Annotated in this window: 17 protein-coding genes; 9 read left to right on the top strand and 8 right to left on the bottom strand. The window is 65.9% G+C overall.

The window, feature by feature from the left end:
• Nucleotides 1–21: 21 nt before the first annotated feature.
• The 4 genes from ACSQ23_RS11415 (at nucleotide 22) to ACSQ23_RS11430 (ending at nucleotide 1,914) form a co-directional block, all read left to right on the top strand.
• Nucleotides 22–408, top strand: coding sequence for a GFA family protein (locus tag ACSQ23_RS11415; protein WP_436090701.1), 387 nt, complete (start codon nucleotides 22–24; stop codon nucleotides 406–408).
• A gap of 281 nt (nucleotides 409–689) precedes the next feature.
• Nucleotides 690–1,043: a DUF4189 domain-containing protein gene (locus ACSQ23_RS11420; protein ID WP_436090702.1), complete on the top strand. Its 354-nt coding sequence runs from the start codon at nucleotides 690–692 to the stop codon at nucleotides 1,041–1,043.
• An 11-nt stretch (nucleotides 1,044–1,054) separates the two neighbouring features.
• Nucleotides 1,055–1,471 (top strand): hypothetical protein, encoded by a 417-nt coding sequence (locus tag ACSQ23_RS11425; protein ID WP_436090703.1) that lies wholly within the window; start codon nucleotides 1,055–1,057, stop codon nucleotides 1,469–1,471.
• Between the two features lie 23 nt (nucleotides 1,472–1,494).
• On the top strand, nucleotides 1,495–1,914 hold the full coding sequence (locus ACSQ23_RS11430; RefSeq protein ID WP_436090704.1) for a hypothetical protein: 420 nt from the start codon (nucleotides 1,495–1,497) through the stop codon (nucleotides 1,912–1,914).
• 10 nt (nucleotides 1,915–1,924) lie between these two features.
• Here the strand turns inward: ACSQ23_RS11430 and ACSQ23_RS11435 are convergent, their stop codons facing one another.
• The 3 genes from ACSQ23_RS11435 to ACSQ23_RS11445 are packed head-to-tail and all read right to left on the bottom strand — an operon-like array spanning nucleotide 1,925 to nucleotide 3,294.
• Entirely contained in the window at nucleotides 1,925–2,473 is a 549-nt protein-coding gene (locus ACSQ23_RS11435; RefSeq protein ID WP_436090705.1) for an AAA family ATPase, read from the bottom strand.
• 45 nt (nucleotides 2,474–2,518) lie between these two features.
• Nucleotides 2,519–2,980, bottom strand: coding sequence for an NUDIX domain-containing protein (locus ACSQ23_RS11440; RefSeq protein ID WP_436090706.1), 462 nt, complete (start codon nucleotides 2,978–2,980; stop codon nucleotides 2,519–2,521).
• Between the two features lie 17 nt (nucleotides 2,981–2,997).
• A complete protein-coding gene (locus ACSQ23_RS11445; protein ID WP_055878054.1) occupies nucleotides 2,998–3,294 on the bottom strand; it encodes a YciI family protein in 297 nt (98 codons plus the stop codon).
• A gap of 257 nt (nucleotides 3,295–3,551) precedes the next feature.
• On the opposite strand from ACSQ23_RS11445, the gene ACSQ23_RS11450 reads away from it, so the two are divergent.
• Nucleotides 3,552–4,259: a gamma-glutamylcyclotransferase gene (locus ACSQ23_RS11450; RefSeq protein WP_436090707.1), complete on the top strand. Its 708-nt coding sequence runs from the start codon at nucleotides 3,552–3,554 to the stop codon at nucleotides 4,257–4,259.
• 199 nt (nucleotides 4,260–4,458) lie between these two features.
• Here ACSQ23_RS11450 and ACSQ23_RS11455 read toward each other — a convergent pair whose 3' ends face one another.
• Nucleotides 4,459–4,773, bottom strand: a complete 315-nt coding sequence (locus ACSQ23_RS11455) for a DUF1905 domain-containing protein (protein ID WP_436090708.1) — start codon at nucleotides 4,771–4,773, stop codon at nucleotides 4,459–4,461.
• Nucleotides 4,774–4,888: 115 nt separating this feature from the next.
• Here ACSQ23_RS11455 and ACSQ23_RS11460 point away from each other — a divergent pair, with 115 nt between their 5' ends.
• Entirely contained in the window at nucleotides 4,889–5,308 is a 420-nt protein-coding gene (locus ACSQ23_RS11460) for a VOC family protein (protein WP_055878060.1), read from the top strand.
• A gap of 40 nt (nucleotides 5,309–5,348) precedes the next feature.
• Here ACSQ23_RS11460 and ACSQ23_RS11465 read toward each other — a convergent pair whose 3' ends face one another.
• Nucleotides 5,349–6,152, bottom strand: coding sequence for a phosphodiesterase (locus ACSQ23_RS11465; protein WP_436090709.1), 804 nt, complete (start codon nucleotides 6,150–6,152; stop codon nucleotides 5,349–5,351).
• A 132-nt stretch (nucleotides 6,153–6,284) separates the two neighbouring features.
• Between ACSQ23_RS11465 and ACSQ23_RS11470 the strand changes: the two genes are divergently transcribed.
• Both ACSQ23_RS11470 and ACSQ23_RS11475 read left to right on the top strand, forming a co-directional pair.
• Nucleotides 6,285–7,307 (top strand): LLM class flavin-dependent oxidoreductase, encoded by a 1,023-nt coding sequence (locus ACSQ23_RS11470; RefSeq protein WP_436090710.1) that lies wholly within the window; start codon nucleotides 6,285–6,287, stop codon nucleotides 7,305–7,307.
• 25 nt (nucleotides 7,308–7,332) lie between these two features.
• Nucleotides 7,333–7,908, top strand: a complete 576-nt coding sequence (locus ACSQ23_RS11475; protein ID WP_055996192.1) for an SOS response-associated peptidase — start codon at nucleotides 7,333–7,335, stop codon at nucleotides 7,906–7,908.
• A gap of 195 nt (nucleotides 7,909–8,103) precedes the next feature.
• Here ACSQ23_RS11475 and ACSQ23_RS11480 read toward each other — a convergent pair whose 3' ends face one another.
• A complete protein-coding gene (locus tag ACSQ23_RS11480) occupies nucleotides 8,104–9,123 on the bottom strand; it encodes a TerC family protein (protein WP_436090711.1) in 1,020 nt (339 codons plus the stop codon).
• A gap of 271 nt (nucleotides 9,124–9,394) precedes the next feature.
• Between ACSQ23_RS11480 and ACSQ23_RS11485 the strand changes: the two genes are divergently transcribed.
• Nucleotides 9,395–10,543: a diguanylate cyclase domain-containing protein gene (locus ACSQ23_RS11485; protein ID WP_436090712.1), complete on the top strand. Its 1,149-nt coding sequence runs from the start codon at nucleotides 9,395–9,397 to the stop codon at nucleotides 10,541–10,543.
• Here the strand turns inward: ACSQ23_RS11485 and ACSQ23_RS11490 are convergent.
• On the bottom strand, nucleotides 10,540–11,787 hold the full coding sequence (locus ACSQ23_RS11490; RefSeq protein ID WP_055878071.1) for an NAD(P)/FAD-dependent oxidoreductase: 1,248 nt from the start codon (nucleotides 11,785–11,787) through the stop codon (nucleotides 10,540–10,542). The two genes, ACSQ23_RS11485 and ACSQ23_RS11490, sit on opposite strands and share 4 nt — an antisense overlap.
• 61 nt (nucleotides 11,788–11,848) lie before the next feature.
• Nucleotides 11,849–12,337 carry an Lrp/AsnC family transcriptional regulator gene (locus ACSQ23_RS11495; protein ID WP_055878073.1) on the bottom strand — a complete coding sequence of 163 codons (489 nt, stop codon included), beginning with the start codon at nucleotides 12,335–12,337 and terminating at the stop codon, nucleotides 11,849–11,851.
• Nucleotides 12,338–12,416: the final 79 nt, after the last annotated feature.

Consider the following 12,416-nt stretch of genomic DNA (forward strand, 5'->3'; position numbering starts at 1 on the left):
GCCAGCTACCGGAGCCCTGCCGTGCCAACTGCCTCCTGCCTTTGCGGCGACATCCGCCTCACCACCTCGGGCGACCCGTATCGCACCGGGATCTGTCACTGCCTCGATTGCCGCAAGCACTCCGGGTCGCTGTTTGGAGTGTTTGCGATCTTCCCGACTGAGGCGGTAAGCATCGAAGGCACGACGCATGAGTATGCCGGGCGGCATTTCTGTCCGCGCTGCGGGTCGTCGGTGTTTTCGGTGAGCGATGACGAGGTCGAAGTGCATGTCGGGGCGTTCGATGCGCCGAACCAGGCGCGGCCGAGCTATGAGCTCTGGACCATCCGGCGCGAAGCCTGGCTGCCGCCCTTCCCGCTGAAGCACAGCTACACGCGCAACCGCGAGGGCGGCGGACGCAGCGAGGATTAGGGTGCGGGAGCTCCTGGGAGGCGAGGCATGCGCATCGGCTCACTAAGGGCATCTCAGGATGGGCCCCGGCCTTCGCCGGGGTGACACCGTGGATAGGGGTGGGTCGGCGCCTGAGCGCTGCAGATCAAGATCTGGGTCTGGACGGGATGACACCCCCCGCCACTGCCTGATCGATATTTCCCGCCGGAATTTACCCTATCCGCAGGCTGCACTGGCGGCGCGAAGTCTTACCCAATAGCGATACTTCGCATGTAAATCATAATTACGCTTTGGGGGATAATGTGAAGCATTTGATACTGGCGGTTGCCTGCAGCCTGTCGCTGCTGGCGCCGGTTCCGGCCATGGCCGATTGGGCCGTGGCGCAGGCGGCGCCGGGCGGCAAGCCGTTTGTGCAGCGCTTCCGCTCGATCTCGTGGGCCAGCGACATCACGCTCGAGGCCTGCCGCAAGCAATACCAGAACTGCAAGGTCGTCGCCTCTGGCGCCGGTGGGTGCCTCGCCATTGCGACCACCGGCAGCAAATGGGGTGTCGGCAAGGCGGGGAGCAAGCCGCGGGCCCATGCCGCCGCGCTCAAGGCGTGCGACGCGCTCGGCGCCGGCGCCTGCCGCGTCGAAGACGATTTCTGCGGTCAATGAGGAAGCCCGCCATGCGATTGATCCTTGCTACCCTCATCGTCCTCGCCGGAATTGGCGTGGCGCTCGCGGCGCCGAAGCTCGCCAACCAGACCATCATGACCTACAGCCCCGGCCACGGCACGCAGGTCGAATATTACGACAAGCAAGGCGGCACCTGGCTCTGGTACCCCGGCAACAAGGTGGTGCTGCCCGGCCGCTGGAAGACCGAGCGCGGCAATATCTGCTTCGGCTACACGCCCAACAGCTACAACCCGGTCACCGGCCATAGCGGCGCGGGCTGGGAATGCCAGCCGCTGAAAATCTTCGAAAGCGTCGTGGTGGAGCGCGCCGCAGGCGATGTGTTCGGGCTTGCAAAGCGTGCCAAGCCGCCATTCTCGCTGCCGAAGCGCCGCACCAGCATCGAAGCGCTGAGCAAGCGCCTGAAGTAACCCCGAACACCGGAGCATCCACCATGCGACGTAATTCACGCCTGTCCGTAGTTCTCGCTGCCCTGCTCTTCGCGACGAGCGTGGGCATCGCCACCGAGGTCGTCGCCAAGGGCGGCGCGCAACTGCTGCCCAAGAGCTCGCTTTACACCAAGGTGAGCACCGCCTCGAGCAAGGACGAAATCAAGGCGATCTGTGCCGAGATCGTGGCGCGCCAGGATGCCTCGGCGGTCGGCCAGACCGATGCATCGCACCTCTACATGCACGGCATGATCATGGGCGTCAGCTGCCTCAAGGTCGATTACTTCAAGGCCCTGGTGCTGGCCCGGGAATCCGGCGACGCCTTCACCCTCAAGGCGGCCCTGACCTATATCCGCGACCGTGCCGCCGGCGGCAACGCCAAGGCCATTCGCGCGCTGGAGAAATACGAGAAGGCTTACGACTAGGAGCAACGGCTCAGCCAGCCAGCTCCCCGGTCAGCTGCTGCACCCGTTGCTCGCGCGTCCCGGTCACCTCGACAACGCGCGTCCCATCGCCGAGCAGCCCGAGATCGTCCTCGCGCAGCATGGTTTTGAGCCGCGCATCCACCCGTTTCCTGAGCTTGGGGTATTCGATCGCTACCGCGATCTCGTCCGGACTCTTCAGCGGCACGAAGACGACGAGATCGAGCGTCGCCAGCGCATCCTCGATGCGTTTCAGCAGCTTACCGTCGGGGCTCCACTCAAAGCCTTCGGCAGCGCTCAGCACCTCGAGATAACCGAGGAAATCGAGCGGGCAGCGGTCGAAGATCACGTTCGCTTCGCTGGTCGCAAGCAGCAGCGCGCAGCTCTGCTTCAGCTGCTCCTCGAGATCGGCGACCGATGGCCCGTCGGCGAACACCACGCCCTGCTGCACCAGCAGCCAGTAAGGCCCCGGCACCGCCTCGTAACCCGGCGTCGCTGCAACGAAATCCTCGACGAGTGTGGTCTTGCCACTGCCGTGCGTGCCGGTCACCGCGATGCGCATGGGCCTTCTCCTTTTGGCCTCCCTGCCATCACTTGCGCCAGAAGTCTACGGCCCGGTATGTGCCAGCAACACATCGACCAGCACGCGCTGGCCGAGGTGCAGTTTGGTCCGCGCCGCGTCGAGGCTGAACCACCCTGCCCGGTCCACTTCAGGAAAGCTCTGTCGCTGCCCCGAGCGCGGCGGCCATTCCATCTCGAAACTGTTCGAGATGAGGGTCTTAGGGTCGAAATCTCCCTCCAGCGCAAACACCACCAGTTGCTTGCCGCTCGACAGCTTGAACTCGCCGAGCGGCGCCAGCGCGCCCTCCGGCACTGTTCCAACCTCCTCGGCAAACTCCCGACGCGCCGCCGCTTCCAGTGCCTCGTTGGGGTCGATCAGCCCCTTCGGGATCGACCAGGCCGCTTCATCCTTTCGGGCCCAGAACGGGCCGCCGGGATGCACCAGCAGCAGCTCGCGCCCGTTCGGGCCATGCCGATGCAGCAGGATTCCGGCTGAGATTTCGGGCACTCGCCCCCTCCCGAGCTTCAGATGCGGTCCAGGTCCTCGACGCCGGTCTTCACGTCCCAAGGCAGCAGTTCGTACTGCGCCAGCTTGTGCCGGGTGAACGGATCGCCCTCCCGGACGCGATCAAGCGCACCGTTGGGGTCAGAGTCGGGGACGCGCAGCAGGAAGGCGCCGCCCACATGTGGTCGGAACGGACCAGATGCGATCAGCACACCCTGCCTGTTCAACTCGCGCAGGTACTCGCGGTGTGCCTCCCGGTGGGTCTCGGCAATTTCCGCCAATGGAAGTCGATAGCGAACGATGGCCAGGGCGTACATTCTATGCTCTCCGCTCATTGCGACGTGGGCCGGCAGTCGCGCTTAGGTAAGCGTTTCCCCGCCGGCATCCAAGTTGCGGCCGGTGTCGAAACCGGGTCGCCCGCCCGAGGGCGGTTCCGTACCACCGGTACACTTGATCCCCCGCGCCGCTCTCGGCATATCCCGTTCAATGTTTTTTCGTCGCGCTCTCGAACCGGAAAAGTCTGCAACTTTTCCTGAGAGCGCTCCAGCGGGGGGCGACTGCTTGGAGTTGGACGATGTCCTTACGCCGCTCCGCCATGGAGCTGACTGCTGAACTGGTTGCGCGGGTCGAGCGCACCGAGCCCGATCCGGGCCCGATGCCCGGCCAGCCCGACCCTACCGAAGCCGACCTCGAGGCCACGGCCGCCGCGCTGCTGACCAGCCGTCCGGATGGCCCGTTGTGGCTCTTTGCCTATGGCTCGCTGATCTGGAAGCCCGAGCTCGAGCATCTCGAAGCCCGCCAGGCCGTGGCGCATGGCTGGCATCGCCGCTTCTGCATGCGGCTCACCCGCTGGCGCGGCACCCGCGAGGTGCCGGGGCTGATGATGGCGCTCGATCGCGGCGGCTCCTGCGCCGGGCTCGCATACCGGCTGCCCGATGCCGATCCGCATGGCCAGCTGGTGCGCCTGCTGGTCCGCGAGACCGATAGCCGGCGGCCGACCAATGTGCCGCGCTGGATGCGGCTCGCGACACCCAACGGGCCACTCCATGCGCTGGCCTTCGTTGCTTCGCCGGAGGGCGCCAACTATGCCGGCCGGCTGCCGCAGCGCGTGGTGGCGCGCACCCTGGCGCGCGCCGCCGGGCACTGGGGATCTGGAGCGCAGTACCTCTACAACACGGTGACGCAGCTCGAGGCGCACGGCATCCGCGACCGGAACCTGTGGGCGCTGCAGGCGCGGGTTGCGAAGGAGATCCGGGCGCTCGCGCTGCCGGTGGCGGCGTGAGGCTGGTGGCGAGGCGTCCTGATCGATCGCTTTTCACCGGGGCCGAACCACCCACGATGTCATCCCAGCGAAAAGCTGGGACCCATTTCACAGCCCGCGCCAGAGGAGAGCTGGGTCCCAGCTTTCGCTGGGATGACAGCCGGTGGTCGGGGCAAGGATCGAAGCCAACCACGATGCCAGTGCAGCCTCGTAGCGAGCTCTAATCCCTAAACTGCAGCGGCACGTAGCCGCCGCCGATGGTCATTTCGACATCGACCTCGTCGTCGGCGGTGACGCCCAGTCTGTTGCGCACCACCTGCTTCAGCGGCAGCAAGTAGGTGTCGTCCTTGGGGAACAGCGAGGTGGTGAAAGTGATGCCGTTAATGGTCGCCTCCACCGGGATGACGCCCCAGCCATAGCTCGCAGCCTTCTTCACCTTGCCGATCTCGGCGCCGATTTCCGTGGGGATGCGGGCATAAAAGAACGGCGCGGGCCCGCGCCAATAGATCACCGTCGCCCTGAACTGCAGTTCCATCCCGGCCTCCTCAGCCGGCAAGTAGAGCGGACGGCCTAAGCGGTCGCAAGCCCGCGCGTCTTGTTCTCGTCACGGCCGCCGACTAGCGTCGGCGAAGGCAGCACGGGAGGACACCATGCCGACGCGCCTCAACCCCTATCTCAACTTCGACGGCAACGCCCGAGCGGCGATCGAGTTCTACCAGACGGTGTTCGGCGGCGAGCTGACCATCAGCACCTATGCCGAAGGCGGCATGCCGCATGATCCGGCCGACAAGGACAAGATCATGCACGGCCAGTTGATCTCCTCGAGCGGCTACTGGCTGATGGCAGCCGACACCCCGCCCGGCATGCCGCACACCCCAGGCAACAACATCAGCGTGTCGCTCAGCGGCGACAATGATGCGGAGCTGCGCGGTTACTGGGAGAAACTCCTGGCCGGCGGTAACGTGATGATGCCGCTCGAGAAGGCGCCGTGGGGCGACAGTTTTGGCATGCTCTCCGACAAGTTCGGCATTTCCTGGCTGGTCAACATCACCGGCCCCGGCAACGCCTGACGGGTCGGCGGCGGGGCGGTGCGAACCGCCCCGCGCAGTATCACTCGGCGGCAGCCGCCAGCACGATTTCCTCGTTGCCGTCGACGAAGTCTTCGAACAGCACGGTGGTGCGGTCCTCGGTGCCGATCACCACCGCCAGCTGGCCGGGGCCGGTGAGGCGGCGGATCGGCTTGCCGGGCTGATCGACGTTGAAGCTCACCGAATAGTGGCCACCGGCCAGCGTCGTGAACGGGATGCCGCGATAGGTGGCGGTCGAGGTGACATGCACGTGGCCGGCGATCACCTGGCGGATGTCATTGTGCGTCGCCAGCGCCTCGAGGAACGGGCCATCCTCGAGGATGCGGATGGTGTCGGATGCGATATGCAGCGCGTTGGCGTTGTGGTGGAGGATGACGATCACCGGCTTATCGGCGGCTTCCGCCAGGCGGGCCTTCAGCCAGTCGATCTGCTGCGCCTCGAGCACGCCATCGACGCGGCCCGGCTCGGACGAATCGAGCAGCACGATGCGGTAGCCCTTGATATCGAGCACCTTGTCGACATGGCCGGTCTCGCCGGCGAAAGCGTCACCGAACACGGCGAGGAAGGTCGGGCGGTCGTCGTGGTTGCCGAGCGTGATGTGCACCGGAATGGTGAGCCTCGCGAGGATCGCCTGCAGCCGGCGATAGGCCGCGGCCTGGCCGAGATCGGCGAGGTCGCCGGCGAGGATGCAGAAATCGGCATCGGCATAGCGGGCATTGATGGTGTCGACGGCGATCTCCAGTCGGGCGGCGGTATCAAGCGTCATCGACAGCTCGCCCTCCGGCACCAGGTGCAGGTCGCTCATCACGATGAATTTCAGTGTCACAGCAGTGGCCCCATGGTTGATGGCGGGCCTCCTAACCGCCCCCGATGACCGGCGCGTGACAGACGCCGTCGACGTTGATCCCACTCCCTTGCCGTGACATCTAGGAGGTCCGGCAACGCTAAGGCCAATACCATGAAGAAGATCGGTTTCCTCTCGTTCGGGCACTGGACGCCCTCGTCGCAATCGCAGACCCGTTCGGCGGCCGATGCGCTGCTGCAATCGATCGAGCTGGCCGTGGCGGCCGAGGAACTGGGCGCGGACGGCGCCTATTTCCGCGTCCACCACTTCGCGCGCCAGCTCGCCTCGCCGTTCCCGCTGCTGGCTGCTGCTGGCGCCAGGACCAGCCGGATCGAGCTCGGGACCGCCGTCATCGATATGCGCTACGAGAACCCGCTCTATATGGCCGAGGACGCCGGCGCCGCCGACCTGATTGCCGGTGGCCGGCTGCAGCTCGGCATCAGCCGCGGCTCGCCCGAGCAGGTGATCGATGGCTACCGGCATTTCGGCTATGTGCCGGCCGAAGGCCAGACCGATGCCGACATGGCGCGCGGCCATGCCGAAGTGTTCCTCGACGTGCTCGGCGGCGAGGGCTTTGCCCAGCCCAATCCGCGCCCGATGTTCCCCAATCCGCCCGGGCTCTTGCGGCTCGAGCCGCATTCGCCGGGGCTCAGGGACCGGATCTGGTGGGGCGCCGCGACGACGCCGACGGCGCAGTGGACCGGCAAGATGGGGATGAACCTGCAGAGTTCGACCCTGGTGATGGCCGAATCCGACAAGCCCTTCCACATCCAGCAGGCCGAGCAGATCGCGGCGTTCCGCGCCGCCTGGGCGGAAGCAGGTCACACGCGGACGCCGCGCGTCTCGGTCAGCCGCAGTATCTTCCCGCTGGTCACCGATATGGATCGCGCCTATTTCGGCGGTGACGCCCGCAGCCAGGATCACTTCGGCTATATCGAGCCGGGCAAGCAAGCTGTGTTCGGCCGCAGCTACGCGGCGGAGCCGGATCAGCTGGTCAAGGAGCTGGCCGAGGACGAGGCGATCAAGAGCGCCGATACGCTGCTGCTGACGGTGCCCAACCAGCTCGGCGTCGCCTACAATGCGCATGTTATCGAGGCAATGCTCACCCACGTCGCGCCGGCGCTCGGCTGGCGCTGATCGATCCTGAGGCGCGGAGGGCCCGATGTGTAACGATTACGAACAGCACGTCACCCACCAGCAGTATCTCGAGGCGATCAAGGGGCTGGAACTCGACAGCAGCGATGCTGCGGCCGAGTTGCCGGAGGCCGACGATATCCGCATCGGCGACATGGGGCCGGTGCTCAGGGCGGCCGGCAACGGCGTCGAGGTGGTCTCGATGCGCTTCGGCTGGCCACCGCCGCGGCCCAAGGCGCCGCCGGTGTTCAACTTCAAATCCGACGGGCGGCACTTCGACAAATCGAAGCGCTGCCTCGTCATCCTCTCGGGCTTCTTCGAGTTCACCGGCACCAAGTCACCCAAGACCAAGCACCGCTTCAGCGTGAAGGGCTCGCCGATCATGGCGATTGCGGGCCTCTGGAGTGAGGACGCGGATGGCGCGCTGAGCTTCACCATGCTCACCACCGAGCCCGGGCCGGATATCGCGCCCTATCACGACCGGCAGGTCTGCGTAATCCTGCCGGAAGATTGGGCGCACTGGCTGTTTCTCACCAAGCCCGAGGAGGAGCTGCTGAAGCCGCTGCCCGAGGGAACGCTCGATGTGGTGACGGTGCGGCCTTAGGGCGGCGCCAACCGCGGGCAGCTCGGTCCCTTCTCCCCTCAGGGGAGAAGGTGGCCGAAGGCCGGTTGAGGGGTGAGGCGGCGCAACGAGCGCTCGTTGAGAAGCTGAACCCCTCACCCAAGTTCTGCTACGGACCTTCGGTCCTAGCTGCACTACCCTCTCCCCTGAGGGGAGAGGGGGCTCCGTTCGCCCCCCTTACGGCTCGAGCCTGCCCTGCTCCGGCTGTGCGTCCGCCGAAACGCTCTGCTCGTTGCGGGTCTTCCACAGCGAGTACAGCACGCCGCCGGCCAGCACGCCGAGGGTGACCGCGAGCGACAGGAAGGTGTCGATCTTCACGTCGAACGGCACCAGCGCCACCTTGATACCGATCAGCACCAGGACGATCGCCAGCGAGACCTGCAGGTAACGGAAGCGGTTCATCGCCGCGGCGAGCGCGAAGTAGAGCGCACGAAGCCCCAGGATGGCGAAGATGTTGGAGGTGTAGACGATGAAGGTGTCCTGCGTGACGGCGAACACCGCCGGCACCGAGTCGACGGCAAAGATCAGGTCGACGGTCTCGACCATGATCAGCGCCACGCCGAGCGGGGTGAGGAAGGTCACGAGCTTGCCGGTCTTGCTATCGGGGAGCCTGGTCAGGAAGTTCTTGCCGTCGAGGTTCTGCGAAATCCGGAAATGCCTGCGCAGGAATTTGAGGATCGGGTTGGCCTCGATGTCCGGCTCCTTGTCCTGATGCGAGAACAGCCGGACGCCGGTGAAGATCAGGAAGGCGCCGAACAGCACCAGCACCCAGCTGAACGAGTGCACCAGAGCCGCGCCGAGGCCGATCAGCAGCGCGCGGAAGACGATGACGCCGAGAATGCCCCAGAACAGCACGCGGTGCTGGTAGAGGCGGGGGATGGCGAGGAAGCCGAAGATGGTCGCGATGACGAACATGTTGTCCATCGCGAGGCTCTGCTCGATCAGGTAGCCGGTGTAGAATTCGAGCCCGGCTTCCGCGCCGCGGCTGAACCACACCCAGATGCCGAACAGCACCGCGACGAACACGTAGCCGGCATAGAGCGTCAGGCTCTCGCGGGCAGAAATCTCGTGCGCGTTGCGGTTGAGAATGCCCAGGTCGAAGACCAACAGGCCAATGACGATGGCGAGGAACGCCACCCAGAAATAGACGGGAGTACCAAGGAAATCGCCCATAAGGGCGCTGAGCAGCATATCCATGCCGGACCTCTCCATGTGAACGTTGGAGCAGTTCCGACATCACGGAGCGTAGAAGTGCTGCCGTCAGAGGGGCCCGGTACCGCCCGCAGAACGTAGCGAGCCGTTCGCCGAGTTCAACCCCTGCCCCAGCGGCAAAATGCGGCATCTGCAAGGGCCCGCAACGGTGCCTTAACGATCCGGATCGGGTGCTCGCGCGGTGAAGTCCCCCGTTAACCGGCCCGTTTTAGTAATGCTCAGGACGCAACGGGACGGGCGGCGTGAGATGGGGACGATGGTTGGTCTGGACCTGGTGACCGTCTCGATCTTTGCCGCGCTCACCGTGCTTTGCCTCGCCATCCTGATCGGGCTGCGCCGCCAGTCGGCGCTCGCGTGGCTCGTCACCGCCCTGGCTTGCGGCACGCTGCAGACGCTGACGATGGTCTTCACCCGCGGTACGGCGGTCGAACTCCTGCTCGCCTCGATCCTCGTGCCGGCGGCCTATCTCTGCTTTGGCCAGGCGGTGCGCATTGTCAGCGGGCAGCAGCACCAGCATTGGCGGCTGCTGGCAACGGTCGGCGGGCTGGTTGTTGCATCGCTGGTTTTGCTGGCATTCGACGCACCATTCATCGTGCAGACGGCGCCGTTTCAGCTGGCCGCGGCGCTCGCGCTCGGCGACAGCGTCATCCGGCTTTATCGCGCCAACAATCGCGGCGTGCTCGATATCCTGTTGATGCTCAACCTGGTCGCCGTGGCGCTGATCTTCGTTGTCCGCATCCCGCTTCTCGTCGTGATGTTCGACGCATCTACCGAGTATCTGACCGCGCGCACCTCCGGAGTGGAGCGCACGCTCCTGACTTTCTCGGCGCTGCTGACGCCGCCGGCGGTGTTCCTGCTGCTGGCCAAGCTGATCAGCCGGGTGATCGGCACCTATCGCACCCGCTCGGAGCATGATGGGCTCACCGGCCTGCTCAACCGGCGCGCCATCGACGAGGCCGCGGCCGTCATCGAGCCGCAGGGCGGCGCGGTGATCTTCTGCGATCTCGATCACTTCAAGCTGATCAACGACCTCTACGGGCACCGGGTCGGCGACGATGTGATCTGCGCCTTCGCCGATCTGCTCCGCCGCACCGGCACGCGCGCTGCCCGCATCGGCGGCGAGGAGTTTGCGCTGCTGCTGCCGCACAAGAGCGTCGCCGAAGCGCAGGAAGTGGCGGAGATGATCCGGACGCGTTTCAACGACGTCGTGCATCCAGCCCTCGGGCCGAGCCACAGGCCCAGCGCCAGCTTCGGCGTCGCGCCCTACGGTCCAGGTGCCTGCGCTGCGGATGCGTTCAACCTTGCCGATGCGGCTCTCTATCGGGCCAAGGCTTTGGGACGGAACCGCGTTGTGATCTTTGCCGAAGAACCGGCCCACGAACAGCCGACGGCGCAGGCCGCCTAGAGGAAGCGCTTGGCCGAGAAGGCGGTGGGGTCGACGAACGGCGCCTCGCCGGTGATCATCTCGGCAATCAGCCGACCGGTGACCGGACCCAGCGTGATGCCGTGGTGGGCGTGGCCGAAGGCGAACCACAGCCCCTGGTGACTGGGCGCCGGGCCAATGATCGGCATCATATCAGGCGTCGCCGGCCGCGCGCCGCGCCAGGGCTGGGCTTCGAGCCGCTGGCCGAGGCCCGGGAACAGTTCGCGGGCATAGGGTTCGTCGCGATCGACCTGCACCGGGGTCGAGGGGGCATCGCGCAGCGCGAACTCGGCGCCGCTGGTGAGGCGAATGCCACGCGCCATCGGGGTCAGCAGATAGCCGTAGCTGGTATCGAGGATCCAGTTGCTCAGCGGCTGCGCCGCGGGCTGGCCAAAATGCATGTGATAACCACGCTTCACCCCCAGCGGCAGGCGATAGCCGAGCCGGCTGGTGAGATCACCGGCCCAGGGCCCCAGCGCGATCACCGCGTCGCGGGCCTCGAGCACGCCGTCCGCCACCGGCAGGCGCCAGCCGCTGGTGCCCTGCTGCAGCTTCAGCGCATCGCCAGTGACTACCACACCGCCCAGCTGCTCGAACAGCTCGCGATATTTCACCACCAGCCCGCCGGGATCGCGGATGCTCCATGGGTCGGTCCAGTGCAGCGCCCCCTCGAGCGGGATGCCGAGGCCGGGTTCGACCCGGTGCATCTCGTCGCTACTGAGCTCGGCGCTGCCGATACCGAAATCGCGGCGTAGCCCCTCGGCCTTGAGGTAGCCTTCGTCCTGCTTGGCCTTGTCGCGATAGAGCAGGTACCAGCCCTTCTTTTCAATGAGGTGGCTCGCCCCTGCCCGCTCGATCAGCGGCGCGTGCTCGTTGATCGACTGGGCGATCAGCGGCGCATAGGTCTCGACGATGCGGCGGTACTGCTCCGGCCGCGAGTTCCACCAGTAGCGCGCGAGGAACGGCGCGATGCGCGGCAGCGCGCTGAGGTGGTAGTGCATGTCGGTGCGGTTGTTCAGCCCGTAGCGGAACAGTTCGTCCAGGCCTTGCGGAAAGGCGTGCGGCATCACTGCTTCGCGCTGGATCAGGCCGGCATTGCCGTAGGAGGTTTCCTCGCCGGCGCCGCGCCGGTCGACCAGCACGGTCGCCCTGCCCCGCATCTGCAGGTGCACCGCGATGCTGACGCCCACCATACCCGCGCCAAGAACGATGCTGTCGGCCTGCATGACTCACCCGAAGAAAACGATCGGCTCGCTTTTAGCGACGTTTGGCGCCGCCGTAACTGCGTCAGATGGGCAGCACGCGGGAGTATTTCACCTGGCCGAGCGAGAAGCTCGATTCGATCGAGCTGACCCCGGCGACCTGGGTCAACTTCTCGCGCAGGAACGCTTCATAGGCGGCGAGGTCGGCGCAGACGACACGCAGCAGGAAATCGAACTGGCCGGTCATCAGGTAGCACTCCATCACCTCGGGCCAGCCGGCAATGGCGGCGCCGAAGCGATCGAGCTCCTCGGCCCGTTGCCGCTCCAGCTTGATCGAGATGAACACCGAGACCGGCAGGCCGACCGCCTTCTGGTCGACCACCGCGCTATAGGCGGCGATGATCCCCGCCTCCTCCATCTGGCGGATGCGGCGGAGGCATGGCGAGGCCGAGAGCCCGACGCGGTCGGCGATCGCCTGGATGGTCATACGGCCATCTTCCTGCAGCGCCCTGAGGATGCGTCGGTCGATTCCGGTCAGCTCGGTTTTGGCGGAATTCACCGGCTTGGGCGGCATTTCGTGGCAAATCCTGCGCAATGGGATGACAGGGCAGTCACAATAGGCAGGAAACACCCAACCGGCTAGTGCACCGTTA

The organism is Devosia sp. LjRoot16, from assembly GCF_964252795.1.
Classification (GTDB): Bacteria; Pseudomonadota; Alphaproteobacteria; order Rhizobiales; family Devosiaceae; genus Devosia_A.

What these genes read in the sequence shown, in the direction of transcription:
- ACSQ23_RS11455 (WP_436090708.1), bottom strand. Translation starts at nt 4,773, where the DNA reads ATGGAACTGCAGTTCAGGGCGACGGTGATCTATTGGCGCGGGCCCGCG.
- ACSQ23_RS11450 (WP_436090707.1), top strand. Translation starts at nt 3,552, where the DNA reads ATGTCCTTACGCCGCTCCGCCATGGAGCTGACTGCTGAACTGGTTGCG.
- ACSQ23_RS11460 (WP_055878060.1), top strand. Translation starts at nt 4,889, where the DNA reads ATGCCGACGCGCCTCAACCCCTATCTCAACTTCGACGGCAACGCCCGA.
- ACSQ23_RS11480 (WP_436090711.1), bottom strand. Translation starts at nt 9,123, where the DNA reads ATGGATATGCTGCTCAGCGCCCTTATGGGCGATTTCCTTGGTACTCCC.
- ACSQ23_RS11485 (WP_436090712.1), top strand. Translation starts at nt 9,395, where the DNA reads ATGGTTGGTCTGGACCTGGTGACCGTCTCGATCTTTGCCGCGCTCACC.
- ACSQ23_RS11470 (WP_436090710.1), top strand. Translation starts at nt 6,285, where the DNA reads ATGAAGAAGATCGGTTTCCTCTCGTTCGGGCACTGGACGCCCTCGTCG.
- ACSQ23_RS11430 (WP_436090704.1), top strand. Translation starts at nt 1,495, where the DNA reads ATGCGACGTAATTCACGCCTGTCCGTAGTTCTCGCTGCCCTGCTCTTC.
- ACSQ23_RS11445 (WP_055878054.1), bottom strand. Translation starts at nt 3,294, where the DNA reads ATGTACGCCCTGGCCATCGTTCGCTATCGACTTCCATTGGCGGAAATT.
- ACSQ23_RS11495 (WP_055878073.1), bottom strand. Translation starts at nt 12,337, where the DNA reads ATGCCGCCCAAGCCGGTGAATTCCGCCAAAACCGAGCTGACCGGAATC.
- ACSQ23_RS11475 (WP_055996192.1), top strand. Translation starts at nt 7,333, where the DNA reads ATGTGTAACGATTACGAACAGCACGTCACCCACCAGCAGTATCTCGAG.
- ACSQ23_RS11435 (WP_436090705.1), bottom strand. Translation starts at nt 2,473, where the DNA reads ATGCGCATCGCGGTGACCGGCACGCACGGCAGTGGCAAGACCACACTC.
- ACSQ23_RS11490 (WP_055878071.1), bottom strand. Translation starts at nt 11,787, where the DNA reads ATGCAGGCCGACAGCATCGTTCTTGGCGCGGGTATGGTGGGCGTCAGC.
- ACSQ23_RS11425 (WP_436090703.1), top strand. Translation starts at nt 1,055, where the DNA reads ATGCGATTGATCCTTGCTACCCTCATCGTCCTCGCCGGAATTGGCGTG.